Source organism: Pseudomonas sp. W3I7, from assembly GCF_030816095.1.
Lineage (GTDB): Bacteria > Pseudomonadota > Gammaproteobacteria > Pseudomonadales > Pseudomonadaceae > Aquipseudomonas > Aquipseudomonas salomonii.
Map to the genome: position 1 here is coordinate 846392 of NZ_JAUSXP010000001.1, position 24391 is coordinate 870782.

21 protein-coding genes and 2 tRNA genes are annotated in these 24391 nt (G+C 60.1%); 14 read left to right on the forward strand and 9 right to left on the reverse strand.

All coding sequences use genetic code 11. From position 1 onward, the window contains the following. Positions 1-2: 2 nt before the first annotated feature. Positions 3-815, reverse strand: coding sequence for an inner membrane protein YpjD (locus QF043_RS04010; protein WP_370694311.1), 813 nt, complete (start codon positions 813-815; stop codon positions 3-5). Between the two features lie 233 nt (positions 816-1048). Between QF043_RS04010 and ffh the strand changes: the two genes are divergently transcribed. From ffh to QF043_RS04065, 11 genes are all read left to right on the forward strand, one after another. Further along, a complete protein-coding gene (gene ffh / locus QF043_RS04015) occupies positions 1049-2425 on the forward strand; it encodes a signal recognition particle protein (protein ID WP_003193965.1) in 1377 nt (458 codons plus the stop codon). Between the two features lie 252 nt (positions 2426-2677). Further along, positions 2678-2929: a 30S ribosomal protein S16 gene (rpsP, locus tag QF043_RS04020; protein ID WP_003175899.1), complete on the forward strand. Its 252-nt coding sequence runs from the start codon at positions 2678-2680 to the stop codon at positions 2927-2929. Between the two features lie 5 nt (positions 2930-2934). After that, the gene (gene rimM / locus QF043_RS04025) at positions 2935-3471 is read left to right on the forward strand and encodes a ribosome maturation factor RimM (RefSeq protein ID WP_056858695.1); all 537 of its coding nucleotides are present in this window, start codon (positions 2935-2937) and stop codon (positions 3469-3471) included. Beyond that, positions 3453-4226, forward strand: coding sequence for a tRNA (guanosine(37)-N1)-methyltransferase TrmD (trmD, locus tag QF043_RS04030; protein ID WP_170875847.1), 774 nt, complete (start codon positions 3453-3455; stop codon positions 4224-4226). Before rimM ends, trmD begins: the two co-directional genes overlap by 19 nt. 45 nt (positions 4227-4271) lie before the next feature. Further along, positions 4272-4622: a 50S ribosomal protein L19 gene (rplS, locus tag QF043_RS04035; RefSeq protein WP_003175895.1), complete on the forward strand. Its 351-nt coding sequence runs from the start codon at positions 4272-4274 to the stop codon at positions 4620-4622. 82 nt (positions 4623-4704) lie between these two features. After that, on the forward strand, positions 4705-5118 hold the full coding sequence (locus QF043_RS04040; protein WP_003193963.1) for an acyl-CoA thioesterase: 414 nt from the start codon (positions 4705-4707) through the stop codon (positions 5116-5118). Between the two features lie 144 nt (positions 5119-5262). After that, positions 5263-6159, forward strand: a complete 897-nt coding sequence (gene xerD / locus QF043_RS04045) for a site-specific tyrosine recombinase XerD (RefSeq protein WP_307417584.1) — start codon at positions 5263-5265, stop codon at positions 6157-6159. 151 nt (positions 6160-6310) lie between these two features. Then, positions 6311-7042 (forward strand): thioredoxin fold domain-containing protein, encoded by a 732-nt coding sequence (locus tag QF043_RS04050; protein ID WP_058422696.1) that lies wholly within the window; start codon positions 6311-6313, stop codon positions 7040-7042. 130 nt (positions 7043-7172) lie between these two features. Then, entirely contained in the window at positions 7173-8477 is a 1305-nt protein-coding gene (locus QF043_RS04055) for a homoserine dehydrogenase (RefSeq protein WP_056858691.1), read from the forward strand. Between the two features lie 66 nt (positions 8478-8543). Further along, positions 8544-9953 carry a threonine synthase gene (gene thrC, locus QF043_RS04060; RefSeq protein ID WP_307417585.1) on the forward strand — a complete coding sequence of 470 codons (1410 nt, stop codon included), beginning with the start codon at positions 8544-8546 and terminating at the stop codon, positions 9951-9953. 367 nt (positions 9954-10320) lie between these two features. Further along, a complete protein-coding gene (locus QF043_RS04065) occupies positions 10321-10605 on the forward strand; it encodes a DUF3509 domain-containing protein (protein WP_305455396.1) in 285 nt (94 codons plus the stop codon). A gap of 182 nt (positions 10606-10787) precedes the next feature. Here the strand turns inward: QF043_RS04065 and QF043_RS04070 are convergent, their stop codons facing one another. Then, on the reverse strand, positions 10788-11657 hold the full coding sequence (locus tag QF043_RS04070; RefSeq protein ID WP_307417586.1) for a TIGR02285 family protein: 870 nt from the start codon (positions 11655-11657) through the stop codon (positions 10788-10790). Then, positions 11657-12856 (reverse strand): CaiB/BaiF CoA-transferase family protein, encoded by a 1200-nt coding sequence (locus QF043_RS04075; RefSeq protein ID WP_056858688.1) that lies wholly within the window; start codon positions 12854-12856, stop codon positions 11657-11659. Before QF043_RS04075 ends, QF043_RS04070 begins: the two co-directional genes overlap by 1 nt. A 148-nt stretch (positions 12857-13004) precedes the next feature. Between QF043_RS04075 and QF043_RS04080 the strand changes: the two genes are divergently transcribed. Beyond that, positions 13005-13547: a YaeQ family protein gene (locus QF043_RS04080; RefSeq protein ID WP_003193952.1), complete on the forward strand. Its 543-nt coding sequence runs from the start codon at positions 13005-13007 to the stop codon at positions 13545-13547. A 212-nt stretch (positions 13548-13759) separates the two neighbouring features. Next, positions 13760-15469 (forward strand): single-stranded-DNA-specific exonuclease RecJ, encoded by a 1710-nt coding sequence (gene recJ, locus QF043_RS04085; RefSeq protein ID WP_307417587.1) that lies wholly within the window; start codon positions 13760-13762, stop codon positions 15467-15469. A 151-nt stretch (positions 15470-15620) separates the two neighbouring features. On the opposite strand, the gene QF043_RS04090 is transcribed toward recJ, so the two are convergent. The 4 genes from QF043_RS04090 to QF043_RS04105 all read right to left on the reverse strand — a co-directional run bounded on the left by QF043_RS04090 (position 15621) and on the right by QF043_RS04105 (position 20189). After that, positions 15621-16907 carry a virulence factor family protein gene (locus tag QF043_RS04090; protein WP_307417588.1) on the reverse strand — a complete coding sequence of 429 codons (1287 nt, stop codon included), beginning with the start codon at positions 16905-16907 and terminating at the stop codon, positions 15621-15623. Beyond that, positions 16907-19549 (reverse strand): bifunctional lysylphosphatidylglycerol flippase/synthetase MprF, encoded by a 2643-nt coding sequence (gene mprF, locus QF043_RS04095; RefSeq protein ID WP_236369980.1) that lies wholly within the window; start codon positions 19547-19549, stop codon positions 16907-16909. The genes QF043_RS04090 and mprF overlap by 1 nt, the downstream gene beginning before the upstream one ends. Positions 19550-19828: 279 nt before the next feature. Further along, positions 19829-19905, reverse strand: a tRNA-Met gene (locus tag QF043_RS04100). A 207-nt stretch (positions 19906-20112) separates the two neighbouring features. Then, positions 20113-20189 (reverse strand) — tRNA-Met (locus tag QF043_RS04105). A 280-nt stretch (positions 20190-20469) separates the two neighbouring features. Here QF043_RS04105 and dinB point away from each other — a divergent pair. Further along, positions 20470-21528: a DNA polymerase IV gene (gene dinB / locus QF043_RS04110; protein ID WP_307417589.1), complete on the forward strand. Its 1059-nt coding sequence runs from the start codon at positions 20470-20472 to the stop codon at positions 21526-21528. Positions 21529-21658: 130 nt separating this feature from the next. Here the strand turns inward: dinB and QF043_RS04115 are convergent, their stop codons facing one another. Further along, positions 21659-22612, reverse strand: coding sequence for a hypothetical protein (locus QF043_RS04115; protein WP_305455388.1), 954 nt, complete (start codon positions 22610-22612; stop codon positions 21659-21661). A 20-nt stretch (positions 22613-22632) separates the two neighbouring features. After that, positions 22633-24348 (reverse strand): proline--tRNA ligase, encoded by a 1716-nt coding sequence (locus QF043_RS04120; RefSeq protein WP_307417590.1) that lies wholly within the window; start codon positions 24346-24348, stop codon positions 22633-22635. Positions 24349-24391 lie beyond the last annotated feature (43 nt).

The following is a 24391-nucleotide window of genomic DNA, read 5'->3' on the forward strand; positions in this document are numbered from 1 at the left end:
CGTCAGATATGCAGGATGTATTCGCGAACCAGCTTGCTGCCGAAGTAGGCCAGCATCAGCAGGCAGAAACCGGCCAGGGTCCAGCGGATCGCCTTGTGCCCGCGCCAGCCGAGACGGTTACGCCCCCACAACAGCACGCTGAACACCACCCAGGCCAGGCACGCCAGCAGGGTTTTGTGCACCAGGTGCTGGGCGAACAGGTTCTCGACGAACAGCCAGCCGGAGATCAGTGACAGCGACAGCAGCGTCCAGCCGGCCCAGAGGAAGCCAAACAGCAGGCTTTCCATGGTTTGCAGCGGCGGGAAGTTCTTGATCAGCCCGGACGGGTGCTTGTTTTTAAGCTGGTGATCCTGCAGCAGCACGAGCAAGGCCTGGAACACCGCGATGGTGAACATGCCGTAGGCCAGGATCGACAACAGGATGTGCGCAAGAATGCCTGGTTCTTCGTCGATGACCTGCACGGTGCCGGTGGGCGCGAATTGCGCCAGCAGCACGGTGAGCATTCCCAGCGGGAATAGCAGCACCAACAGGTTTTCGACCGGGATGCGGTAGCAGGCCAGCAGCGTCAGTGCGATGACGGCAGCGGCGATCAGGCTGGCGGCGCTGAAAAAGTCCAGGCCCAGGCCGACCGGCGTCATCAGGTGGGTGAACAGGCTCGCGGCGTGGGCCAGCAGGGCGACGACGCCCAGGCCTGCCAGCAGACGTTTGTCCGCTTTAGCGCCTTGGGCCAGACGAGTGCCCTGATAGAGAGTCGCAGCGGCATATAAAAGGGCGGCGGCGAGGCTGGGTAGCAAACTGGGTGACAAGGGGACCATAAATCCTGATAGACAAGCCCGAAAGGCGCTGAGTTTGGCACACACCTGCGCCGCACGAAAGACTCCCGGGCCAGACAGCGCGTGTGCAGCGGCGCAGTCTTCGCTATAATCCGCGACCTGCCCACGCCACAGGCGTGCTGAACGCTGTTTTTAACAGCGGTTTACCACAGCCTGGGCCGCCATTACCTCGGTCACCAATGCATTTCGATGAATAGGGCCTGAAAGGATCGCGCATGTTTGAAAACTTGACTGACCGTCTCTCGCAGACGCTGCGCCATGTCACCGGCAAGGCCAAGCTGACCGAGGACAATATTAAAGACACCCTGCGTGAAGTGCGCATGGCGTTGCTGGAAGCCGACGTGGCCTTGCCTGTGGTCAAGGACTTCGTCAACTCGGTCAAAGAGCGCGCGGTGGGCACCGAAGTGTCCCGCAGCCTGACGCCGGGCCAGGCTTTTGTGAAGATCGTCCAGGCCGAACTCGAAAGCCTGATGGGCGCAGCCAACGAAGACTTGAACCTCAGCGCCGTGCCACCGGCCGTTGTGCTGATGGCCGGTCTGCAGGGCGCGGGTAAAACCACCACCGCCGGCAAGCTGGCGCGCTTCCTTAAAGAGCGCAAGAAGAAGTCGGTCATGGTTGTGTCGGCTGACGTGTATCGTCCGGCCGCGATCAAACAGCTGGAAATGCTCGCAGGCGAAGTAGGGGTGACCTTCTTTCCGTCCGACCTGAGCCAGAAGCCGGTCGACATCGCCAACGCGGCTATTAAAGAAGCCAAGCTGAAGTTCATCGACGTGGTTATCGTCGATACCGCCGGTCGCCTGCACATCGACGAAGAGATGATGGGCGAGATCAAGGCGCTGCATGCCGCGATCAACCCGGTCGAGACGCTGTTCGTGGTCGACGCCATGACCGGCCAGGATGCGGCCAACACCGCCAAGGCTTTCGGCGACGCACTGCCGCTGACCGGCGTGATCCTGACCAAGGTCGACGGTGACGCCCGTGGCGGTGCCGCGCTGTCGGTACGCGCCATCACCGGCAAGCCGATCAAGTTCATCGGTATGGGCGAGAAGAGCGAAGCGCTCGAACCGTTCCACCCGGAGCGTATCGCCTCACGCATTCTCGGCATGGGCGACGTGCTCAGCCTGATCGAGCAGGCCGAAGCCACGCTCGACAAAGACAAGGCCGACAAGCTGGCCAAGAAGCTGAAGAAGGGCAAGGGCTTCGACCTCGAAGACTTCCGTGACCAGCTGCAACAGATGAAGAACATGGGCGGTCTCGGCGGCCTGATGGACAAGCTGCCGAACATCGGCGGTGTGAACCTGGCGCAAATGGGCAACGCCCAGGGCGCGGCAGAGAAGCAGTTCAAGCAGATGGAAGCCATCATCAACTCCATGACCCCGGCCGAGCGCCGCGACCCTGAGCTGATCAGCGGTTCGCGCAAACGTCGGATCGCCATGGGCTCCGGCACCCAGGTGCAGGACATCGGTCGCTTGATCAAGCAGCACAAGCAGATGCAGAAGATGATGAAGAAATTCTCCGCCAAAGGCGGAATGGCCAAGATGATGCGCGGCATGGGCGGTATGTTGCCCGGCGGCGGCATGCCGAAAATGTAAAAAGTATTCGAGCGCAAGCTTGCTTGCGCTCCGACCCACAGGGACGTGGGATCTCCAGCAAACCCGCGGTTAGCGGGAGCTGACTCGCCGTTTTAACCGACGGCTCTATAGCAGATCTGAGTGGCACGCTGATAGGCGCCAGAAAAAGACATTTGCAAAAGTCCGGATATTCCTTAGAATATGCGGCCTTTCGGGCACCTATGCCCGCTGTGCATTTAGATTTGCAGCACCGACTACAGGAACGATGTTCACATGCTAACAATCCGTCTTGCCCTTGGCGGCTCCAAAAAGCGCCCGTTTTACCACTTGACCGTAACCGACAGCCGCAACCCGCGCGACGGTTCGCACAAGGAACAGGTTGGTTTCTTCAACCCTGTTGCTCGTGGTCAAGAAGTTCGTCTGTCCGTGAACCAAGAGCGCGTAGCCTACTGGCTGAGCGTTGGCGCACAGCCATCCGAGCGCGTTGCAAAACTGTTGAAGGACTCGGCTAAGGCCGCAGCCTGAGCAATATGAACGCGACGCCAGCTGTTGCTGATGATTTGATCGTTATCGGCAAGATTTACTCTGTTCATGGCGTTCGCGGCGAAGTGAAGGTGTATTCCTTTACTGATCCGACTGAAAACCTGTTGCAGTACAAAACCTGGACGCTCAAGCGCGAAGGTAGTGTGAAACAGGTCGAGCTGGTCAGTGGACGCGGGAGCGATAAGTTCCTGGTCGCAAAGCTCAAGGGTCTTGATGACCGTGAAGAAGCTCGTCTTCTGGCCGGTTATGAGATCTGCGTGCCGCGCAACCTGTTCCCTGAATTGACCGACGGCGAGTACTACTGGTACCAGCTGGAAGGTCTGAAGGTTATTGATCAACTGGGGCAATTGCTCGGGAAAATCGATCATCTTCTGGAAACCGGCGCCAATGATGTAATGGTGGTCAAGCCTTGCGCTGGCAGCCTGGATGATCGCGAACGCCTGTTGCCGTATACCGGGCAATGCGTGTTGGCCGTCGACCTGGCCGCGGGCGAGATGAAGGTGGAATGGGACGCGGACTTCTAAGCGTGGCTAATTTGCGCATTGAAGTGATCAGTTTGTTTCCCGAGATGTTTTCCGCCATCAGCGAGTACGGCATCACCAGTCGGGCGGTGAAACAGGGGCTGTTGCAGCTTACCTGTTGGAACCCGCGAGACTACACGACGGATCGACATCACACTGTGGACGATCGCCCATTTGGCGGTGGCCCGGGCATGGTGATGAAGATCAAGCCCCTGGAAGATGCGTTGGTCGAGGCCAAGGCAGCAGCCGGGGAGAAGGCGAAGGTAATTTACCTGTCCCCTCAAGGCCGTCAGCTGAAACAGGCTGGCGTGCGCGAACTGGCGAATGAGGAGGCCTTAATCCTGATTGCCGGTCGCTATGAAGGCATTGACGAGCGTTTTATTGAAGCGCATGTCGATGAAGAGTGGTCGATTGGGGACTATGTCCTGTCTGGCGGCGAGCTGCCGGCGATGGTCCTGATAGATGCGGTTACACGACTGCTGCCTGGAGCTTTAGGGCATGCGGACTCCGCGGAGGAAGATTCCTTCACGGATGGTTTGCTGGATTGCCCGCACTACACCCGACCGGAGGTGTATGCGGATCAGCGTGTTCCCGACGTATTGCTAAGTGGCAATCACGCACACATCCGGCGTTGGCGTTTACAGCAGTCCCTTGGTCGGACCTATGAACGACGCGCCGATCTTCTGGAAAGCCGCTCGCTTTCTGGAGAAGAGAAGAAGCTGCTCGAGGAATACATCCTCGCGCGGGACGATAGTTAACAACGTATCGATGGTAGGTCCATTGACTTACCTTAGGAGCACAGCATGACTAACAAAATCATCCTTGCACTCGAAGCAGAGCAGATGACCAAAGAGATCCCTACCTTTGCCCCGGGCGACACTATTGTCGTTCAGGTGAAAGTGAAGGAAGGCGACCGTTCGCGTCTGCAAGCGTTCGAAGGCGTGGTAATCGCCAAGCGTAACCGTGGTGTAAACAGTGCTTTCACTGTTCGTAAAATCTCCAACGGTGTTGGCGTAGAGCGTACTTTCCAGACCTACAGCCCGCAAATCGACAGCATGGCCGTTAAGCGTCGCGGTGACGTACGTAAAGCCAAGCTGTACTACCTGCGTGACCTGTCCGGTAAAGCAGCTCGCATCAAGGAAAAACTGGCTTAAGTCCAGCTTCCCGATGCAGAAAAAAGCAGCCTACGGGCTGCTTTTTTGTGCCTGAAATTTGTCTATTCGCCGGTATTTACCCATGACCACCCGCCTCGAAGAAATCCAGCGCCGCACCGACCTGTCCGTGACCCACGTGACCAAAGCCGTGTTCCCGCCGACCACCAATCACCACAACACCTTGTTCGGCGGTACTGCGCTGGCGTGGATGGATGAAGTGTCGTTCATCACCGCCACGCGCTTTTGCCGCTTGCCACTGGTGACCGTGTCCACCGACCGTATCGACTTCAACCACGCGATCCCCGCCGGCTCCATCGTCGAGCTGATCGGCCGCGTCATCAAAGTGGGCAATACCAGCCTTAAGGTCGAGGTTGAAGTGTTCGTCGAGAGCATGAGTGCCGATGGCCGTGAAAAGGCGATCCAGGGCGTGTTCAGTTTTGTCGCGATTGATGCGGACAAGCGGCCAGTGCCGGTGTTGCCCGGGTTTGTGGACTGATCCGAGACCGCTATCGCCGCGATGCGGCGCTCCCGCAGTTAATCCGTGTTGTTCTAACTATCAGGCAACACACAAAACCCATGTGGGAGCTGGCTTGCCTGCGATAGGATCTAACAAACACTTCAGTAATTAGTTTGAGCCTCTATGCCCGCCATTGACCACCCTCTGATTGACCGCTTCCTCGACGCCCTGTGGCTGGAAAAAGGCCTGTCGGACAACACCCGGCAGGCCTACCGCAGCGATCTGGCCCTGTTCAATGGCTGGTTGCAGGAAAAACACCTCGAGCTGATCAATGCCGGCCGTGAGTTGATCCTCGATCACCTGGCCTGGCGTTTGGAACAGAACTACAAGCCGCGCTCCACGGCGCGATTTCTTTCGGGTGTGCGTGGGTTTTATCGCTATTTGCTGCGCGAAAAGCTGATTGCCGTCGACCCAACTCTGCAGATCGATATGCCCCAACTCGGTAGGCCATTGCCTAAATCCTTGTCGGAAGCTGACGTGGACGCCTTGCTTGCCGCGCCCGATCTTAGCGAAGCCATCGGCCAGCGCGACCGCGCCATGCTGGAAGTCTTGTATGCCTGCGGCCTGCGCGTGACCGAGCTGATCAGCCTGACCCTGGAGCAAGTCAACCTGCGCCAGGGCGTGCTGCGCGTGATGGGTAAGGGCAGCAAGGAACGACTGGTGCCGATGGGCGAGGAGGCGATTGTGTGGGTGGAGCGCTACCTGCGTGACGCCCGTGGCGAATTGCTTGGTGGGCGGCCCAGTGATGTGCTGTTCCCCAGCCTGCGCGGCGAGCAGATGACCCGCCAGACCTTCTGGCACCGTATCAAGCACCAGGCCAAGGTCGCCGGGATCGGCAAGGCGCTGTCGCCGCATACCTTGCGTCATGCATTCGCCACGCATTTGCTCAACCACGGCGCGGATTTGCGCGTGGTGCAAATGCTGCTGGGGCACAGCGACTTATCCACCACCCAGATCTACACCCACGTGGCACGCGCACGCTTGCAGGAAATGCACGCCAAGCACCACCCGCGCGGATAAAATTACCTCGGAAAAAACCCAATTTGCCCGTTGAAGTCTGCCCTTGGGCCCAACTGTGGTAGGCTTTGCCGGTTAGCAAAGGGGACGGCCACTGCCCGCGTTTCCAAGCGGTGTTCCACAGCCGTCCCTGCATCTGCCTTCAGGAGTTCCCATGCGCTTGACCCAGATTATTGCCGCCGCAGCGATTGCGTTGGTTTCCACCTTTGTTGTCGCCGATGACGCCGCCGAGCAAACCATTCGCAAGAGCCTGGCCAACCTGCAGCTCGACACCCCGATCGAAAGCATCAGCGCCAGCCCCATGGCCGGCCTGTATGAAGTCAAGCTCAAGGGCAGCCGTGTGCTGTACGCCAGCGCCGATGGCCAGTACATCGTCCAGGGTTACCTGTTCCAGCTTAAAGACGGCAAGCCGGTCAACCTGACCGAGAAAGCCGAGCGCCTGGGCGTGTCCAAGCTGATCAACGGTATTCCGGTGGCGGAAACCGTGGTTTACCCGGCCATTGGCGAAACCAAGACCCACATTACCGTGTTCACCGACACCACGTGCCCGTACTGCCACAAGCTGCACGCCGAAGTGCCTGCGCTGAACAAGGCCGGTATCGAAGTGCGCTACGTCGCATTCCCGCGCCAGGGCTTGGGTTCGCCGGGTGACGAGCAACTGCAAGCCGTATGGTGTTCGGCCGACAAGAAATCGGCTATGGACAAAATGGTCGATGGCAAGGAGATCAAGGCAGCCAAATGTGCCAACCCGGTTTCCAAGCAGTTCGCCCTCGGCCAGTCGATCGGCGTGAACGGTACACCGGCCATCGTTTTGGCTGACGGCCAAGTGATTCCGGGCTACCAGCCGGCGCCACAAGTTGCCAAACTGGCGCTCAGTGCCAAGTAAACCAGCATCGTCGAACCTTTGACGATCATGGCCCGCCGACCGTTCGACGGGCCATCAAATTGAAAGCCGCAGTTGTGCGGCTGTTTTCCACGGCCGACCTAGCGTCGGCCGTTTCATGGGGAGTTCTTCAGTGAAACCGGTCAAAGTAGGCATCTGTGGGTTAGGGACCGTCGGTGGCGGCACCTTCAACGTACTTCAGCGTAATGCTGAGGAAATTTCCCGCCGTGCAGGGCGTGGGATTGAAGTGGCGCAAATTGCCACGCGTACGCCAAAGCCTCAGTTCCAAACGACCGGTATTGCGATTACCAACGATGTCTTCGCCGTGGCCACCAACCCTGAAATCGATATCGTCATCGAGCTGGTCGGCGGCTATACCGTGGCCCGTGACCTGGTACTGCTGGCCATCGAGAATGGCAAGCACGTGGTCACCGCCAACAAGGCGCTGATCGCCGTGCACGGCAACGAGATTTTTGCCAAGGCGCGCGAGAAGGGCGTGATCGTTGCGTTCGAAGCCGCCGTGGCCGGTGGCATCCCGGTGATCAAGGCGATCCGTGAAGGCCTGTCCGCCAACCGTATCAACTGGGTGGCCGGCATCATCAACGGCACCGGCAACTTCATCCTCACCGAAATGCGCGAGAAGGGCCGCACCTTCGAAGACGTGCTGGCCGAAGCCCAAGCCTTGGGTTACGCCGAAGCCGACCCGACCTTCGACGTGGAAGGTATCGACGCAGCGCACAAGCTGACCATTCTGGCATCCATCGCCTTTGGTATCCCGCTGCAGTTCGACAAGGCCTACACCGAAGGCATCACCAAGCTGACCACCGCCGACGTGAACTACGCCGAAGCCCTGGGCTACCGCATCAAGCACCTCGGTGTGGCGCGCAGCACCCCGGCAGGTATCGAGTTGCGTGTGCACCCGACGCTGATCCCGGCCGACCGCCTGATCGCCAACGTCAATGGCGTGATGAACGCCGTGATGGTCAACGGTGACGCCGCAGGTTCCACCTTGTTCTACGGCGCCGGCGCCGGCATGGAGCCGACCGCTTCGTCGGTGATCGCCGACCTGGTGGACGTGGTTCGCGCCATGACCAGCGACCCGGAAAACCGCGTGCCGCACCTGGCCTTCCAGCCGGATTCGCTGTCGGCCCACCCGATCCTGCCGATCGAAGCCTGCGAGAGTGCCTACTACCTGCGCATCCAGGCCAAGGATCACCCAGGCGTGTTGGCCCAGGTGGCGAGCATTCTCTCGGAGCGCGGCATCAACATTGAGTCGATCATGCAGAAGGAAGTCGAGGAACAAGACGGCCTGGTGCCGATGATCCTGCTGACCCACCGCGTGCTCGAGCAGCACATCAACGATGCCATCGCCGCGCTTGAAGCGTTGCAGGGCGTGGTTGGGCCGGTGGTGCGCATCCGTGTTGAACACCTGAACTAATCGTTTAGCGGCAAGGGCCCCACAGGTTCGGCGGCCCTTGTTCAGAATGCTCTAGAGGAGCCAGTCATGCGTTATATCAGCACCCGCGGCCAGGCACCGGCCCTGAACTTCGAAGACGTTTTGCTCGCCGGCCTTGCCACTGACGGCGGCCTGTACGTGCCGGAAAACCTGCCTCGTTTCACTCAGGAAGAAATCGCTTCGTGGGCCGGCCTGCCGTACCACGAATTGGCGTTCCGGGTGATGCGCCCGTTCGTCACCGGCAGCATTCCGGATGCCGATTTCAAAAAGATTCTGGAAGAAACGTATGGCGTGTTTTCCCACAACGCCATCGCGCCACTGCGCCAGCTGAACGGCAACGAATGGGTATTGGAGCTGTTCCACGGCCCGACCCTGGCCTTCAAGGACTTCGCCCTGCAACTGCTGGGTCGCCTGCTCGACTACGTGCTGGAAAAACGTGGCGAGCGTGTGGTGATCATCGGTGCCACTTCCGGTGATACCGGCTCGGCGGCCATCGAAGGTTGCAAGCACTGCGAAAACGTCGACATCTTCATCCTGCACCCGCACAAGCGTGTATCGGAAGTGCAGCGTCGGCAGATGACCACCATCTTTGGTGAGAACATCCACAACATCGCCATCGAAGGCAACTTCGATGACTGCCAGGAAATGGTCAAGAACAGCTTCGCTGACCAGAGCTTCCTCAAAGGTACGCGACTGGTTGCGGTGAACTCGATCAACTGGGCGCGGATCATGGCCCAGATCGTCTACTACTTCCACGCCTCCCTGCAGTTGGGCGGCCCGGCGCGTTCGGTGTCGTTCTCGGTGCCGACCGGCAACTTTGGCGACATCTTCGCCGGTTACCTGGCGCGCAACATGGGCTTGCCGATCAATCAGTTGATCGTCGCCACCAACCGCAACGACATCCTGCACCGCTTCATGAGCGGCAACCAGTACGTCAAGGAAACCCTGCACGCCACGCTGTCGCCGTCGATGGACATCATGGTTTCGTCGAACTTCGAACGCCTGCTGTTCGACATGCACGGTCGCAACGGTTCGGCGATTGCCGGCTTGATGGACACCTTCAAAAGCGGTGGCGGTTTCAGCGTTGACGAAGAGCGCTGGACCGAAACCCGCAAGCTGTTCGACTCCCTGGCCGTGGACGATGCGCAAACCTGCGAAACCATCGCCGAGGTCTACGCGCAGACCGGCGAGCTGCTCGACCCGCACACTGCCATCGGTGTGAAGGCCGCACGCGAATGCCGTCGCAGCCTGGACACCCCGATGGTGATTCTGGGCACCGCCCACCCGGTCAAATTCCCGGAAGCGGTGGAGAAGGCCGGTGTTGGCAAGGCGCTGGAACTGCCTCAGCACCTGGCTGACCTGTTCGAGCGCGAAGAACGCTGCACCGTGCTGGCCAATGACCTGAAAGCCGTGCAGGCGTTTGTCAGCCAGCATGGCAATCGCGGCAAGCCACTCTGATCCACCGGTTGTTGCGCGGCAGATCAAGCCCGTCTTCGTGACGGGCTTTTTCATTCTCGCAATAGAGGGGGTGCCCGCTCGTCACGCGCCAGCCCATGAGGAAAACCGGGCGGTCCTCGGCAAGGACGGTGCGCAGTGGCGCTCCAGACGCGGCTTTCAAGGCCGGCGCCGAGGGGCATCCTGGGGTTCCAGCCTGTGGGTGGTTGTTTTCTCTCTGTCATCTTTGCCGTGCATGCTCGATTGACTCGGGCAGGTGACGACACAAAAGGTCGAACTTTCTGCTGCGGGCACGGGTCACTTGAATGTCAGCATCTTAGTGACATTTTTGTTTTTCGAACTTTATTCGAATGATTGAGTGGTGATCGAGATGGAAAGTATCAGCCTATTGCTCGAAGAAGCACTGAGCCCTTATCAGGTTACGTTGACCACCTCGGGTGTGCAGGACGAGTGCCTGGTGACCGTGAAGAATCCGGCTGGCGCCATTGTCGTCGAGCGGGAAGTCGATCGGGCGCAATTGACCGATAAGCGCGTGCTGGTGGATGTGGTCGATTGCCTGCTGCGCGACCTTAAAATCGCCGAAGGGCGCCTGGAGCCCTCGGTGATTGCCGCCTTGCGCAACGCCGCACAGACTCGCGGCAGCGCGATCGCATGAAGAATTGTTTAATTGGCGAAACTTCCTACGCCATGCCCGGTCAGATTTTTTAACAACAAGAGCAAACATTGTGCTCCGGTGTTTGTGGCTTGTTGTACTGGTCTTTGTAGGCCACGTTTAACCCCGAAGTGTCTCCCCACTCTTCGGGGTTTCTTTTTGCCTGGGATTTACCCCGCAAAGGCTCAAGGCTCGGGAGCGTCGAGGAAGAAACTCGGGTTATCCGACAAATACTGGTCACGCATTGCAGGGTCCAACCACGAAGCGTAGGACTGTTGCACCTGTTCTTGTGGGATCTCACCCAATGCCCGATCGATTCGTTGCATGGCCTGGCGACCTTGCGGCGTGTCGGAGCAACCGATATGCGTGTGCTGGTAAGGCGCTGAATCCTTGATGGGAAAGAACAGCAGGTCCTGGGCCGCGATCCCCTGTTGCCGGGCGTGATAGCGGATTTCCGGCGGGTAGCCCAGCACTGCCTCCAGCCGCCCCAGACGCTGCATCTGCAACAGGCTGCCCAAGGCGTCATTGCCATAATGCAGGGCCAGGGTGTGCGGGTCAGCGTGCTTTAGCTGTTCATCGACGGCGGGGCCATAGCTGCGTTCGGCAGTCGCGCCGATACGCGCCTTGCGGGCGTTGAGAAAGGTTTGCAGGTCAAACTGACCCTCGACGATATAGGGCGCCATGGCCGCCTGTTGGCTGCGCTGGATCGTCACGCCATTGCTGACCACCACGAATGCCTGGGTGGAAAACACCACGTACTGGGCGCGCTCCGGCGTCCACAGCAGCGATGGGTCACAGGTCAGGGACTGAGCCCGCAGCATTTGAATGCCGCGCGCGCGATTGACGTGCATCACTTGATGACGGTACTCGGGCAAGTATTCCCTGAGCATTGGCAACAGCTGGTCAAGTGCGCCCTGGTTTTTTTGCGGGCCTTCGAAGATGGTCAATGGCGGCAGGTCGCGCAGCAGCCAGGTCAGCGTGCCCTCGGCCTGCGCCAAGAGCGGGCAGCCGAGCAGCGTGCTTACAAGCAGCAAGCGGATGGACGGGCGAACCATCAGATCGCGCCATCCTCACGCAAACGGGTGATGGCGGCGGCGTCGTAACCCAGCTCATTGAGCACCGTGCTGTTGTGCTCACCCAACTGCGGCCCAACCCATTCGCAACTGCCTGGCGTCTCGGAGAGCTTGGGCACGATGCCGGGCATTTTGAAGTCCTTGCCACCTGGCAACTGCGCCTTGAGGAACATTTCCCGGGCCAGAAACTGCGGGTCGCCGAGCATGTCTTCGGCACTGTAGATACGGCTGGCGGGCACTTCGGCCTTGTTCAGTTGCTCCACCACTTGCTCCAGCGGCAGTGAGTTGACCCAGCGATCAATCACCCCGTAAAGCTCGTCACGGCGGCTGTCCCGCCCGTCATTGCTGGCCAGTGCCGGGTCATTGGCCAGGTCGTCGCGGCCGATGGCGCTCATGAAACGCTTGAATATCGCATCGCCATTGGCGCCGATCTGCACGTGCTTGCCGTCGGCACTGGTATGAATCGAAGAAGGCGTGATGCCGGGCATGATGTTGCCGGTGCGCTCGCGGATAAACCCGAACACGTCGAACTCCGGGATCATGCTTTCCATCATCGCGAAGATAGCCTCGTACAGCGCCACATCCACCACTTGGCCGAGCCCGCCGTTGACCTCGCGGTGCCGCAGCGCCATCAGCGCGCCGATTACCGCCCACAGGGCCGCAATGGAATCGCCGATGGAAATTCCGGTGCGCACTGGCGGGCGGTCTTCGAAGCCGGTGATATAGCGCAAACCGCCCATGGACTCGCCCACCGCGCCAAACCCCGGCTGGTCTTTCATCGGCCCGGTCTGGCCGAAACCGGAGAGGCGGACCATCACCAGCTTGGGGTTCAGCGCGTGCAGGGTTTCCCAGCTCAAGCCGAGTTTTTCCAGCACACCGGGGCGGAAGTTTTCGATCAGGATGTCGGCGTCCGCCAGCAGCTGTTTAAGAATCGCGAGGCCATCCGGGTGTTTGAGGTTCAGGGTCAGCGACTTTTTATTGCGCGCCTGCACAAACCACCACAGCGACGTGCCTTCGTACAGCTTGCGCCACTTGCGCAGCGGATCGCCGCCATCGGGGGATTCTACCTTGACCACTTCGGCACCGAATTCGGCGCAAATGCGTGAGGCAAACGGGCCGGCGATCAGGGTGCCCAGTTCGATGACTTTCAGGCCGGCGAGCGGTTTGGCATTAAACGACATGAGGATCCTTAGCAAGCAGGGGCGGTGGTGTCATGCCTTTTAACATAGGCGAGCGGCACAGGGATAAGCATGATGCAGCGCAGTATTCGTTCAATGGCTGCCCCATCGGTTAGACTGGCGACCTTTCCCTGTCTTTAGAAGCCCGTTCATGGCCCAGCCGTCCACGACCTACAAATTCGAACTGAACCTCACCGACCTCGACCGTTCGGTATACGAGAGCGTCAAACAGACCATCGCCCGCCACCCTTCGGAAACCGAAGAACGCATGACCGTGCGGCTGCTGGCCTACGCCCTTTGGTACAACGAGCAGTTGGCGTTCGGGCGTGGCCTGTCAGATGTAGACGAGCCGGCCCTGTGGGAAAAAAGCCTGGATGATCGGGTGCTGCACTGGATTGAAGTCGGCCAGCCCGACGCCGACCGCCTGACCTGGTGCTCACGCCGCACCGAGCGTACCAGCCTGCTGGCCTATGGCAGCCTGCGTGTATGGGAAGGCAAGGTGGTGCCGGTGGCCAATAACCTCAAGAACGTCCACATCGCCGCCGTGCCGCAGGAAGTCCTCGAGACCCTGGCCAAGGACATGCCGCGAGTGATCAAGTGGGACGTGATGATCAGCGAAGGCACTATTTTTGTGACTGATGATCGTGGCCAGCATGAAGTGCAACTGCAATGGCTGGTTGGCGAACGCGGCTGAAAACTAAAAACGGTGAAAGCTGGCTTGTGTGGGAGCTGGCTTGCCTGCGATGCAGACACCTCGGTCCATCAGACATACCGCGGTGATGCTATCGCAGGCAAGCCAGCTCCCACAGAGGCCAGCTCCCATACAAACAGGTTCCACCGTTGATCTGTATTGATTGCTCAATTGTCGTTTAACCGTTTTATCTGAAGAGAAGCTTCCGTCACCCCATGCGTATCGATCCTCGTCCGTTGCCCGCTGTCCTGCCGTTTCTCGGTGAATTGCCACCGCTGTTGACCCGTCTCTACGCCGCACGCGGGGTGCAGTCGGAGGCTGAGCTGGACAAGAGCCTGGCGCGGTTGATTCCCTACCAGCAACTCAAGGGCATCGACGCGGCGGTAGACCTGCTGGTGACGGCCCTGGAACAGCGCCAGCGCATCCTCATCGTCGGTGACTTCGACGCCGATGGCGCCACGGCCAGTACCGTGGGCACGTTGGGCCTGCGTTTGCTGGGTGCGGCCCATGTTGATTACCTGGTACCCAACCGCTTCGAATACGGCTACGGCCTGACCCCGGAAATCGTCGCGGTGGCGCTGCAACGCGAGCCGCAGCTGCTGATCACTGTGGATAACGGCATCTCCAGCGTTGAAGGCGTGGCGGCGGCGAAGGCCGCCGGGTTGCAGGTATTGGTCACCGACCACCACTTGCCGGGCGATGAATTGCCGGCAGCGGATGCCATCGTCAACCCGAACCAGCCTGGCTGCGAGTTCCCCAGCAAAGCGCTGGCCGGCGTGGGGGTGATCTTCTACGTACTGATGGCCCTGCGCGCGCGGTTGCGCAGCCTGGGCTGGTACGACAACAAACCGCAGCCGAACATCGGCGAGCTGCTCGACCTGGTCGCCCTGGGCAGCGTCGCTGACGTGGTGCCGCTGGATGCCAACAACCGCATCCTGGTGCACCAAGGCCTGGAGCGTATTCGTGCCGGGCGTGCGCGGCCGGGGATCAAGGCGATCCTCGAAGTGGCCAAGCGTGATCACGCGCGTATCACCTCCACCGACCTCGGTTTTATCCTCGGGCCACGCCTCAATGCGGCGGGGCGCCTGGATGATATGAGCCTGGGCATCGAATGCCTGCTCACCAGCGACGTGGCGGCGGCACGGGAAATGGCCGCGCAACTGGACGGTATGAACCAGGACCGCAAATCCATCGAGCAAGGCATGCAGCGCGAAGCCCTGGCCCAGCTCAAGGACTTGCCGGTGGAGTCGATGCCTTACGGCTTGTGCCTGTTCGACCCTGAATGGCACCAAGGTGTGATCGGTATTCTGGCGTCGCGCATGAAAGAGCGGTATTTCCGCCCGACCATCGCCTTCGCCGATGCCGGTGACGGCCTGCTCAAGGGCTCAGGGCGCTCTGTGCAGGGTTTTCACATCCGTGATGCCCTGGCGGTGGTCGCCAGCCAGCATCCCAACCTGATCGCCAAATACGGCGGCCACGCCATGGCCGCCGGCCTGACCTTGCGCGAAGAAAACTTCCCACTGTTTGCCGAAGCCTTTGATGCCGAAGTGCGCCGACAACTGCGTGAAGAAGACCTCACCGGTCGCTTGTTGACCGACGGCACGTTGGCGGTGGAAGAGTTTCACCTGGAACTGGCGCGTGCACTGCGACATGCCGGGCCATGGGGCCAGCACTTTCCCGAGCCGTTGTTTCACGGTGTGTTTCAGTTGGTTGAACAGCGTGTCGTTGGCGAGCGGCACCTTAAAGTGGTGCTCAAGAGCGAATGCGGGTCAGTGAAGCTCGACGGCATTGCGTTTGGCGTGGACCGTGAGGTGTGGCCGAACCCAACGGTGCGTTGGGTGGAGTTGGCCTACAAGCTGGATGTGAACGAGTTTCGTGGCAATGAGACTGTGCAACTGATGATTGCGCATATCGAACCGCGCTGAGCCTGAGCCACACCACAAAACAACTGTGGGAGCTGGCTTGCCTGCGATGCGGACGCCCAGGTCTATCAGACAGACCGAGGTGATGCTATCGCAGGCAAGCCAGCTCCCACACAAGCCAGCTCCCACATTTTTAATCCGCGTACAGGTCGGATTACTCGGCCTTGTCCTTCGCCTGGTGCTTCACAATGATATCCACCAAACGCTGAGCCAGCGCCGGGTAGTTCTCATCAAAGTGATGGCCGCCCGGCAGCTTCACCGCCTCGCCCACAGCAGTGGTATCGGTGCAGCCACTCTCGTTGACTTCTTCAGCACCGTAGATGCACACCACTTTGTCCGCCGGCAGCTTGGCCATTTCCGGGCCGGTGGCGGCTTCTTTGCCGGCGTTGCCCAGCCAGCCTTCCACTTCGATTTCAAAGCTGCCGGTGCGTGCAAAGGCGAGCAGGATGATGGCGTCGACACGCTGCTGTTCGCTTTCCGGCATGCGGTTGTAGATCGCCGGCAATACGTCGGCACCGAACGAATAGCCGGTCAGTACGAAGCGCTTGGTGCCCCACTTCTGGCGGTAGTGCTGCATCAGCTCGGTGAGGTCCTTGGCGCTTTGTTCCGGGGTCTTGTGCTGCCAGTAGTAGCGCAGGGTGTCGATGCCGACCACCGGGTAGCCGATCTTGGCCATTTCACCGGCCACATCGCGGTCCAGGTCACGCCAGCCGCCATCACCGGAGAGGAACAGGGTAACGGTGTCCTTGGCTTGGCCAGCCGGTACTTCGACCACCGGAATCGCCAGGCCGCCGTTGTCCGAACCGACCAATTGCTTGCGCAGTTCGTTGTTCAGCACTTGCGGGTAGTGAATGTCGTAGTCGCTGATGCTGGTCGTCGCGCGCGGTGTATCGCGTACGAAACTGGCGCTTTCATCGTCAGGGTTATCGTTCCACGCCACCAGCCAGTTGCCGTGGGCGGAGGTCTTTGGCAGTGGGTCTTTGCAGCCTTCCTGTGCCAGGGCGAAGCCGACGGAGATGGCGTTGGCCTTATCGTCGTTCTGTGTGGCCAACCAGCGCCAGGCGAGTGCGGCGCCAGGGCCGATGCCGCTGACCAGCGTCGCCGGGCCTTTAAGCTGGGCCAGAGCGCTTTGCAGGGCTTGTTCCTGCAGCTTGCAGTCATCTTTTGGCAGGATCACTTGCACGATCTGCGCTGAGCCGCCCTGGCTCAGGGCAATCAGCTGGCTGTCGCTCAAGGTTTCGTCGGCCATTACGGCCACGGCCACGCGGGCCTTGGCCGAGCCATTAGGCGTCACACGGGTCATCACTGAACCGTCGGCCTGGGGCAGTTGTTCCAGGGTCGGTTGCGGGGCAGGGCGGTTCCAGTACCAAAAGCCACCCGCCGCAATCAGCGCGAGCAGCACTACTAAGGCCAATACATACCGCCAGGAGCGTCGAATCATCAGCGTTTCACCAATCCAGTCAAGCCGCCCGCAATCAGGGCGGCGGTATCGGCCAGTGCCACCAGCGGATCAAGTCCTGCGGGCACGGCCATATAACGGGGTTCCCAGTCAGGCTGGAACTTGTCTTTGAAGCGGCGCAAACCTTGGAAGTTATACAGCTGCTCGCCACGGCGGAACACCATTGAGCCCAGGCGTTGGGTCAGCGGCGCACCACGGCGGGGTTGCAGGCCCGACAACGGCACCATGCCGAGGCTGAAGCGGGCGTAGTCGTGGTTCTTATAATGTTGAATCAGGCCAACCATCATGAATTCCATGGTCAGCTTCGGCGCGTCCGGGTGCGCACGCATCAGGTCGAGACTGGCCAGGTCATGGTTGTAAGTCTCGAGCAGGTTGGCGAAGGCCACCGGGCGCCCTTCGAAGCGAATGATCGCGATGCGAAAGTGCTTGAGGTAGTCGTCGCTGAAGCGTCCGAGGGAGAAGCCTTTTTCTCGCACGTTCTTGCCGGTCAGCCAGGCATCGGAGATAACTTTGAGCTCATCCATCGGCGCCTTGCCCGGGTCGCAGATCTCCAGGGACAGACCGTCCCGGGTGCCACGGTTCCAGGTGTAGCGCAGGTCCTTCATCTCTTTGCCCTTGGCTTCCAGGTCAAAGCGTTTGAGGTCGACACGGGCTTCTTCGCCCAGCTTGATCGCGGTCAGGCCGATGTCCATGTAGTACGGCAGGTTCTCGGCGCGTACCTGGTAGAACACGGGGCGCGCGTGATGGATGTCGCACAGGTCACGGAACTGCCAGATCATCTCCGCGCGGGGCTGAGTCGGGCCGATCGGGTCGTACAAGGCCACCAGGCTGCGCCCGCGACGGGCGTACATCAGGAAGGCTTCATCGTTGGGGTGAAACAGCAACGCCTTGTCGCCGGTCAGCGCCAGGCCGCCGTCGGGTTGCGAGGAGGCCATCAGGATCTTGGTGGCGCGCTCAAGCTCATCCGGCGTCGGCAAGTGAATAACCGGGCGCGCAGTGCGCAGCAGCCAGGTCAACGACACGATGACCAGCAACACCGCCGCACCCAGCAACGAACGCAGGCCCCGTGGGGCGTTGGCGTCCAGGGTGAACTGCCACCACAGTTGATGGCTGTACGGCACATCTTGATAGGCAAACAGCAGCAGCCAGATCGAGGCGCCCAGCACGCAGACGCTGGCCACCAGATACAGCGGCGAGAACGGCAGTTCGGTGAGGCGGCTGGCGCGGTAGAACGAGCGACGGAAGATCGCCAGCAGCACCGCCGTCATGATCATCAGGCTGGCTTCTTCCCAATCAAAACCTTTGAGCAGCGAGAGCAGGGCGCCGGTCAGCAGCAGCACCATGGTCAGCATCCAGGCCGCCGACAAACGTCGACGCAGGCCTTGGGCGAGCAACAGGCACAACACGCCGATCAGGCTGGCACCGAAGTGCGAGGCGTCAATCAGGCGGTGGGGAATCAGGAAGCCGATGTTTTCCAGGCGTGAGTCGATTTCCGGCGTGGCGCCGGAAAACAGCAGGACCACGCCGGACAAAAAAACCAGTACGGCCAGCACCGGCGCCGCCAGGCCCGATGCAACCCGCAGGCTTTGCTGGGTCTGGAACAGGCGCTGGGCTTCGTTGACCAGCAGGAAGATACAGGCGATCAGCAGTGGCAGCACCACGTAGATCATCCGGTACAGCAGCAGGGCGGCGGCCAATGGCGCGGCGCCGAGTTTGTCGGCGAAGGCGGCCAGCAGAATTGCCTCGAACACGCCCACGCCACCCGGCACATGGCTGAGTACACCGGCCGCCAGGGCCAGCAGGTACACCAGCAGGAACGGGCCGAATGGCGGCGCTTCCGGCAGCAACATATAAAGGACGGTGGCGGCAGCGGCCACATCCAGCGCGGTAATGATCAGTTGCAGGAAGGTCAGGCGGCGGCCGGGCAGGCGTAGCGTGCGACGCCCGGCCTTGACCAGCAGGTTGTCCGGGTAGGGTTGTTCCGGCAGGCGGCGGCGATAAATACCGATACACAGCGCGACCGACAACAGCAATACCGCGCCGGCGATGCCTCCGAGCAAACCTTGGGACACATGCAGGTAGGTCGAGGCCGCCGGCAAGTTGCTCAAGGTGGCCAGTGCGGCCAGCGGCGGCAGGGCGGTGCCCAGGGCCAGGCTGGCAAACACGGTCATGTGCGCCACTTCCGAGGCGCCGATGCCGTGGCGTGCATATAAACGGTAGCGCACCGAGCCGCCCGAAAGCATCGACAGGCCAATGGCATTGCCGATGGCAAAGGCGGTGAAGCCGCCCATGGCCAGGGTTTTGGCCGGCAGCTTTACGCCGGCATACCGCGCGCCGGAGAATTCATAGCCCAATAGAATGATGAAACCGGCGACCGCCGCGGCAAATGCGCCGAGCAAGGCAGGCTTGGGCACTTCCAGGATCGAGTCGTGGAGCGCGTAAAGATCCAGTTCCAGCAGCAGGTGTCGGCAGGCGATCAGGGCGATAGCGAACAACAGCAGAGTGACGGCCAGCCCAATGGGTTGACGGTATTTGCTCAACAGATCCAGCCAACGCAAACGGGTGGGAGTAATCGGTTGTTCCGCTGTGACGGTGTCTTGTGGTTCAGACGAGTTGGCGCGCATCAATCACCTCGTGGATTGTGCGCGACAGGATGGAGGTATCCAGCCAAGTTACCAATCCCTATGGACAAAATAATTACAAATATTAACGCTTATCGCCGGGGGCGGCGACAGCGGCCATTGGTCGTAGAGGGTCGTGCTTGAGTACTGAGCATAGCTTGCAATGACATGGACTCTGCAAACCGTATACGGTTTCATGAAAGATGCCATGCCATTGTTTCAGAAGAACTTTTTCACCGGATACAAAAAAGGCCACTCTTTCGAGTAGCCTTTTTTGATGTTTGGTTGCGGGAGCCGGATTTGAACCGACGACCTTCGGGTTATGAGCCCGACGAGCTACCAGACTGCTCCATCCCGCGTCTGTGGGCGGCATTCTACAGCCCAGCGGCGAGGTGTCAACCGTTAATAGTCTGATGGGTCAAATAAGTGGAAATTAGTCACTCCACGGCCACCTTGTGCGGTAAGTGCACGGTGGGCAACGTTTTTTCTGTCTTACAATTTTCATACAGGGCTAAAACAAGCACGCACAAAAAAGGCCACTCTTTCGAGTAGCCTTTTTTGATGTTTGGTTGCGGGAGCCGGATTTGAACCGACGACCTTCGGGTTATGAGCCCGACGAGCTACCAGACTGCTCCATCCCGCGTCTGTGTGTCGGCATTCTACAGAGGAACGCAGATGTGTCAACCTGTGAATTGAAGAAAAGCGCTTGTGGTTCAAGCGGTTAGCTCTCCAAGGTGGGCTTCAAACGGCCTCGGGGCCAGTCTGGCCAAGGGTTTCAGCTCTATTGGCGGCTGGTTTTCGATTGAGAAAATAAATTCACCTGGGAAATTTCCTACCGCTCAAACGGCAGATTCAAACTACTGGTGCTATATACAGGAGTGAGTGCGATACTGGCCGCCCGTTGGATTACACCCTCTGTTTATATGACGCAGCGCAAAATCATCCACGTCGACTGTGATTGCTTCTACGCCGCCATCGAGATGCGCGACGACCCGAGCCTGGCGCAAAAGCCCCTGGCGGTCGGCGGCTCGGCAGACAGGCGCGGGGTGATTGCCACCTGTAACTATGAGGCGCGGGCCTATGGCGTGCGCTCGGCCATGTCATCGCGTCACGCCTTGAAGTTGTGCCCGGACCTGACCATCGTCAAGCCGCGCATGGATGCCTATAAAGAAGCCTCGAAGGAAATCCAGACGATCTTTCGCGACTACACCGACCTGATCGAGCCGTTGTCGCTGGACGAAGCCTATCTGGATGTGTCCGACAGCCCGCATTTTGGCGGCAGTGCCACACGTATCGCCCAGGACATACGCCGGCGCGTCTCCAACCAGTTGCACATCACCGTGTCGGCCGGCGTGGCGCCGAACAAGTTTCTGGCCAAGATCGCCAGCGATTGGAAAAAGCCCAACGGCCTGTTTGTGATCACCCCGGATCAGGTCGAAGACTTTGTGTCGCAGTTGCCGGTGAAAAAGCTGCACGGGGTCGGCAAGGTCACCGCCGACAAGCTGGCGCGCCTGGGCATCGAAGACTGCCTGCAACTGCGCGAGTGGAACAAGCTGGCGCTGGTGCGTGAATTCGGCAGTTTTGGCGAGCGGCTCTGGGGCCTGGCCCGGGGGATTGATGACCGCGTGGTGCAGAACGACAGCCGTCGGCAATCCATCAGTGTGGAAAATACCTACGACGTGGACCTGCCGGACCTTTCAAGCTGTCTGGCGAAACTGCCTGAGCTGATGGAAACCCTGGCGGGGCGCATGGCGCGTATAGACAGTAGCTACCGCGCGGGCAAGCCGTTCGTTAAGGTGAAGTTTCACGACTTTACCCAAACGACGCTGGAGCAGGCCGGGGCAGGGCGGGATCTGGAGAGTTATCAACAGCTGTTGACGCAAGCGTTTAACCGGGGCGGGAAGCCGGTGCGGTTGTTGGGGATTGGGGTGCGGTTGCTGGACATGAGCAGCGGTAACGAGCAGCTTCAATTTCCCTGGTAGAAACCGTAAACCAAATGTGGGAGCGGGCTTGCTCGCGAAGGCGGAGTGTCAGTTGATGCATTCATCACTGATACACCGCCTTCGCGAGCAAGCCCGCTCCCACATTTAGATCTATAGCGTTTACAGAATCTCAGCGTGCCCCAGGATCTGCGACGAGCCTTCCTGCATCCTTGGTCAGCGCCTGCAGAAACTCCTGCTGCAACTCCGGATCATTGCGCGTCAATTCGATCAGGCTTTGTTCCAGCTCGCTGGCTTCTTCTTCCAGGCCCAGCTCCGACAGGCGTTTGACCCGGTGCACCCACTGGCTCACTTCGTCATCTTCCAGGTCGTCGTAGATCAGGCCATGGGCTTCGAGCAACTTGCCGCGCAGGGTGTTGCTGATCGCCAGGGTCGAGTCGGAATGCACATCGTCCTGGCCATCTTCCACGCTGATCTTCAAGGTGCTGACGCGGTTCAGGTCCTGCTCGGCAAACGGGCTGTCCAACAGGTTCAAGCGCAGTACGCCGTCGCGGTCGGTGGTCAGCTCATGGGTCTGCTTGCCGGCGGTGACCTGTACCGGGCGTTCACTCCAGGGCAGGCTCGAATACTCCGTGCGCTTGTCGCGCTGCACTTCATCGATACCCGCCAGGTTCTGTTGCGCACGGCCGTGGGATTGCACGTTCATGAACGGGTTGATGCCGTCCACGCCGTAGCTCAGCCAGTCGTGCGTCATGCTGGTGGGCAGGTTACCGAGGGCGAAGATATTCACCACGTTGGCGCCCGCGCCCGCTACCAGTGCAACGGCACCCAACGGCATCTCATAGAGTTTGCGCCAGGCTTGGTAGGGGGTGTAGCGATCGTAACGGCGGGTGACTTCGAACTCGGTGACCTCAAAGGTCTTTTGCTCGTGAATGCGAACCCGGCGTTGCGGCAGTTCCAGCACTTTGGGTTCGCCTACATCGATTTGCAGGCTGTGATCGAGCAACTTACGTTCGACCCGCTCCTCGTGCTCACTGCGTTGCGACATTTGATTGGCGCAGCCGCTGACCAGCAGGGCGCCGCACAAGGCGGCGCCCCCCAGGGCTCTGGTGTTTCGCTTGAACATGACTTCTCTTGATCTGGTTTTCAGCGACGAATACGCGCCTGAAGGAAAGACAGCACGTCAGCCACCGGCAACGGTTGGGCTTCGGCTTCGGTCCGGCTCTTGTATTCCAGATTGCCATCGGCCAGGCCGCGGTCACTGACCACGATACGGTGCGGGATGCCAATCAGTTCCATGTCGGCGAACTTGATGCCCGGGCTGGTTTTCTTGTCCCGGTCATCGAGCAGCACTTCAAAACCGGCAGCCGTCAGTTCGGCATACAGTTTGTCGGTGGCTTCGCGCACTTGCTCGTTGTCGTAGCGCAGCGGTACCAGGGCGATCTGGAACGGTGCCAGGGCGTCGCTCCAGATGATGCCTTTCTCGTCGTTGTTCTGCTCGATGGCAGCGGCAACCACGCGCGATACGCCAATGCCGTAGCAGCCCATGTCCAGGGTGATCGGCTTGCCGTTCTCGCCCAGCACTTCGCACTTCATCGCCTTGCTGTACTTGTTGCCCAGCTGGAAGATGTGCCCGACTTCGATGCCGCGCTTGATTTCCAGGGTGCCCTTGCCATCCGGGCTTGGGTCACCGGCCACCACGTTACGCAGGTCGGCCACGGTCGGAACCGGCAGGTCACGCTCCCAGTTCACGCCGAAGTAGTGCTTGTCATCAATGTTGGCGCCGATACCGAAGTCGCTCATCAGCTCGACCGAACGGTCGATGATGATCGGCAGCGGCAGGTTCAGCGGGCCCAGGGAACCGGCACCGGCGCCAATGGCGTCGCGCAGTTCGGCATCGGTGGCCATGACCAGCGGGCTGGCCACGCCAGGTTGCTGGGCAGCCTTGATTTCGTTGAGTTCGTGGTCGCCACGGATCACCAGGGCGATCAGCTTGCCTTCTTCCTCGGCGTGCACGATCAGGGTCTTGATGGTCTTTTCAATCGGCAGATTGAATTTTTCCACCAGGGCCGCGATGGTCTTGGTGTCTGGCGTGTCCACCAGGCGCAGTTCTTCAGTCGGTGCCGGGCGGGACGTTTCCCGTGGCACAGCTTCGGCTTTCTCGATGTTCGCCGCGTAGTCGGAGCCGTTGCTGAACACGATATCGTCTTCGCCGGACTCGGCCAGCACGTGGAATTCGTGGGAGCCGGCGCCGCCGATGGAACCGTTGTCCGCTTCAACCGGGCGGAATTTCAGGCCCAGGCGCGTGAACACGTTGCAGTAGGCGGTGTGCATGCGGTCGTAGGTGACCTGCAGGGACGCCTGGTCTGCGTGGAACGAATAGGCATCCTTCATGATGAATTCGCGGCCGCGCATCAAGCCGAAGCGTGGGCGGATTTCATCACGGAACTTGGTCTGGATCTGATACAGGTTCAACGGCAGCTGTTTGTAGCTGCTCAGCTCGTTGCGCATCAGGTCGGTGATCACTTCTTCATGGGTCGGGCCGGCGCAGAAGTCGCGGCCATGACGGTCCTTGAAGCGCAGCAACTCAGGGCCGTACTCTTCCCAGCGCCCGGATTCCTGCCACAGCTCAGCCGGTTGGGTGCTCGGCATCAACACTTCCAGAGAGCCGGCGGCGTTCATTTCTTCGCGAACGATGGCTTCGACCTTGCGCATCACCTTCAAGCCCATGGGCAGCCAGGTGTACAGGCCGGAGGCCAGTTTGCGGATCATGCCGGCGCGCAGCATCAGCTGATGGCTGATCACAACCGCGTCGGAAGGCGTTTCTTTCTGTGTGGCGAGCAAATATTGACTGGTACGCATGGTAGGCCGTTGTCGGTTGCTTGGACTTGAAATGACTTGGGAT

Coding starts and splice junctions, on each gene's coding strand:
- QF043_RS04065 (WP_305455396.1), top strand. CDS start 10,321: ATGGAAAGTATCAGCCTATTGCTCGAAGAAGCACTGAGCCCTTATCAG.
- mprF (WP_236369980.1), bottom strand. CDS start 19,549: ATGCGCGCCAACTCGTCTGAACCACAAGACACCGTCACAGCGGAACAA.
- ffh (WP_003193965.1), top strand. CDS start 1,049: ATGTTTGAAAACTTGACTGACCGTCTCTCGCAGACGCTGCGCCATGTC.
- QF043_RS04120 (WP_307417590.1), bottom strand. CDS start 24,348: ATGCGTACCAGTCAATATTTGCTCGCCACACAGAAAGAAACGCCTTCC.
- thrC (WP_307417585.1), top strand. CDS start 8,544: ATGCGTTATATCAGCACCCGCGGCCAGGCACCGGCCCTGAACTTCGAA.
- QF043_RS04010 (WP_370694311.1), bottom strand. CDS start 815: ATGGTCCCCTTGTCACCCAGTTTGCTACCCAGCCTCGCCGCCGCCCTT.
- QF043_RS04040 (WP_003193963.1), top strand. CDS start 4,705: ATGACCACCCGCCTCGAAGAAATCCAGCGCCGCACCGACCTGTCCGTG.
- QF043_RS04070 (WP_307417586.1), bottom strand. CDS start 11,657: ATGGTTCGCCCGTCCATCCGCTTGCTGCTTGTAAGCACGCTGCTCGGC.
- rpsP (WP_003175899.1), top strand. CDS start 2,678: ATGCTAACAATCCGTCTTGCCCTTGGCGGCTCCAAAAAGCGCCCGTTT.
- dinB (WP_307417589.1), top strand. CDS start 20,470: ATGACGCAGCGCAAAATCATCCACGTCGACTGTGATTGCTTCTACGCC.
- rimM (WP_056858695.1), top strand. CDS start 2,935: ATGAACGCGACGCCAGCTGTTGCTGATGATTTGATCGTTATCGGCAAG.
- QF043_RS04080 (WP_003193952.1), top strand. CDS start 13,005: ATGGCCCAGCCGTCCACGACCTACAAATTCGAACTGAACCTCACCGAC.
- QF043_RS04050 (WP_058422696.1), top strand. CDS start 6,311: ATGCGCTTGACCCAGATTATTGCCGCCGCAGCGATTGCGTTGGTTTCC.
- QF043_RS04090 (WP_307417588.1), bottom strand. CDS start 16,907: ATGATTCGACGCTCCTGGCGGTATGTATTGGCCTTAGTAGTGCTGCTC.
- rplS (WP_003175895.1), top strand. CDS start 4,272: ATGACTAACAAAATCATCCTTGCACTCGAAGCAGAGCAGATGACCAAA.
- QF043_RS04115 (WP_305455388.1), bottom strand. CDS start 22,612: ATGTTCAAGCGAAACACCAGAGCCCTGGGGGGCGCCGCCTTGTGCGGC.
- recJ (WP_307417587.1), top strand. CDS start 13,760: ATGCGTATCGATCCTCGTCCGTTGCCCGCTGTCCTGCCGTTTCTCGGT.
- QF043_RS04075 (WP_056858688.1), bottom strand. CDS start 12,856: ATGTCGTTTAATGCCAAACCGCTCGCCGGCCTGAAAGTCATCGAACTG.
- xerD (WP_307417584.1), top strand. CDS start 5,263: ATGCCCGCCATTGACCACCCTCTGATTGACCGCTTCCTCGACGCCCTG.
- trmD (WP_170875847.1), top strand. CDS start 3,453: ATGGGACGCGGACTTCTAAGCGTGGCTAATTTGCGCATTGAAGTGATC.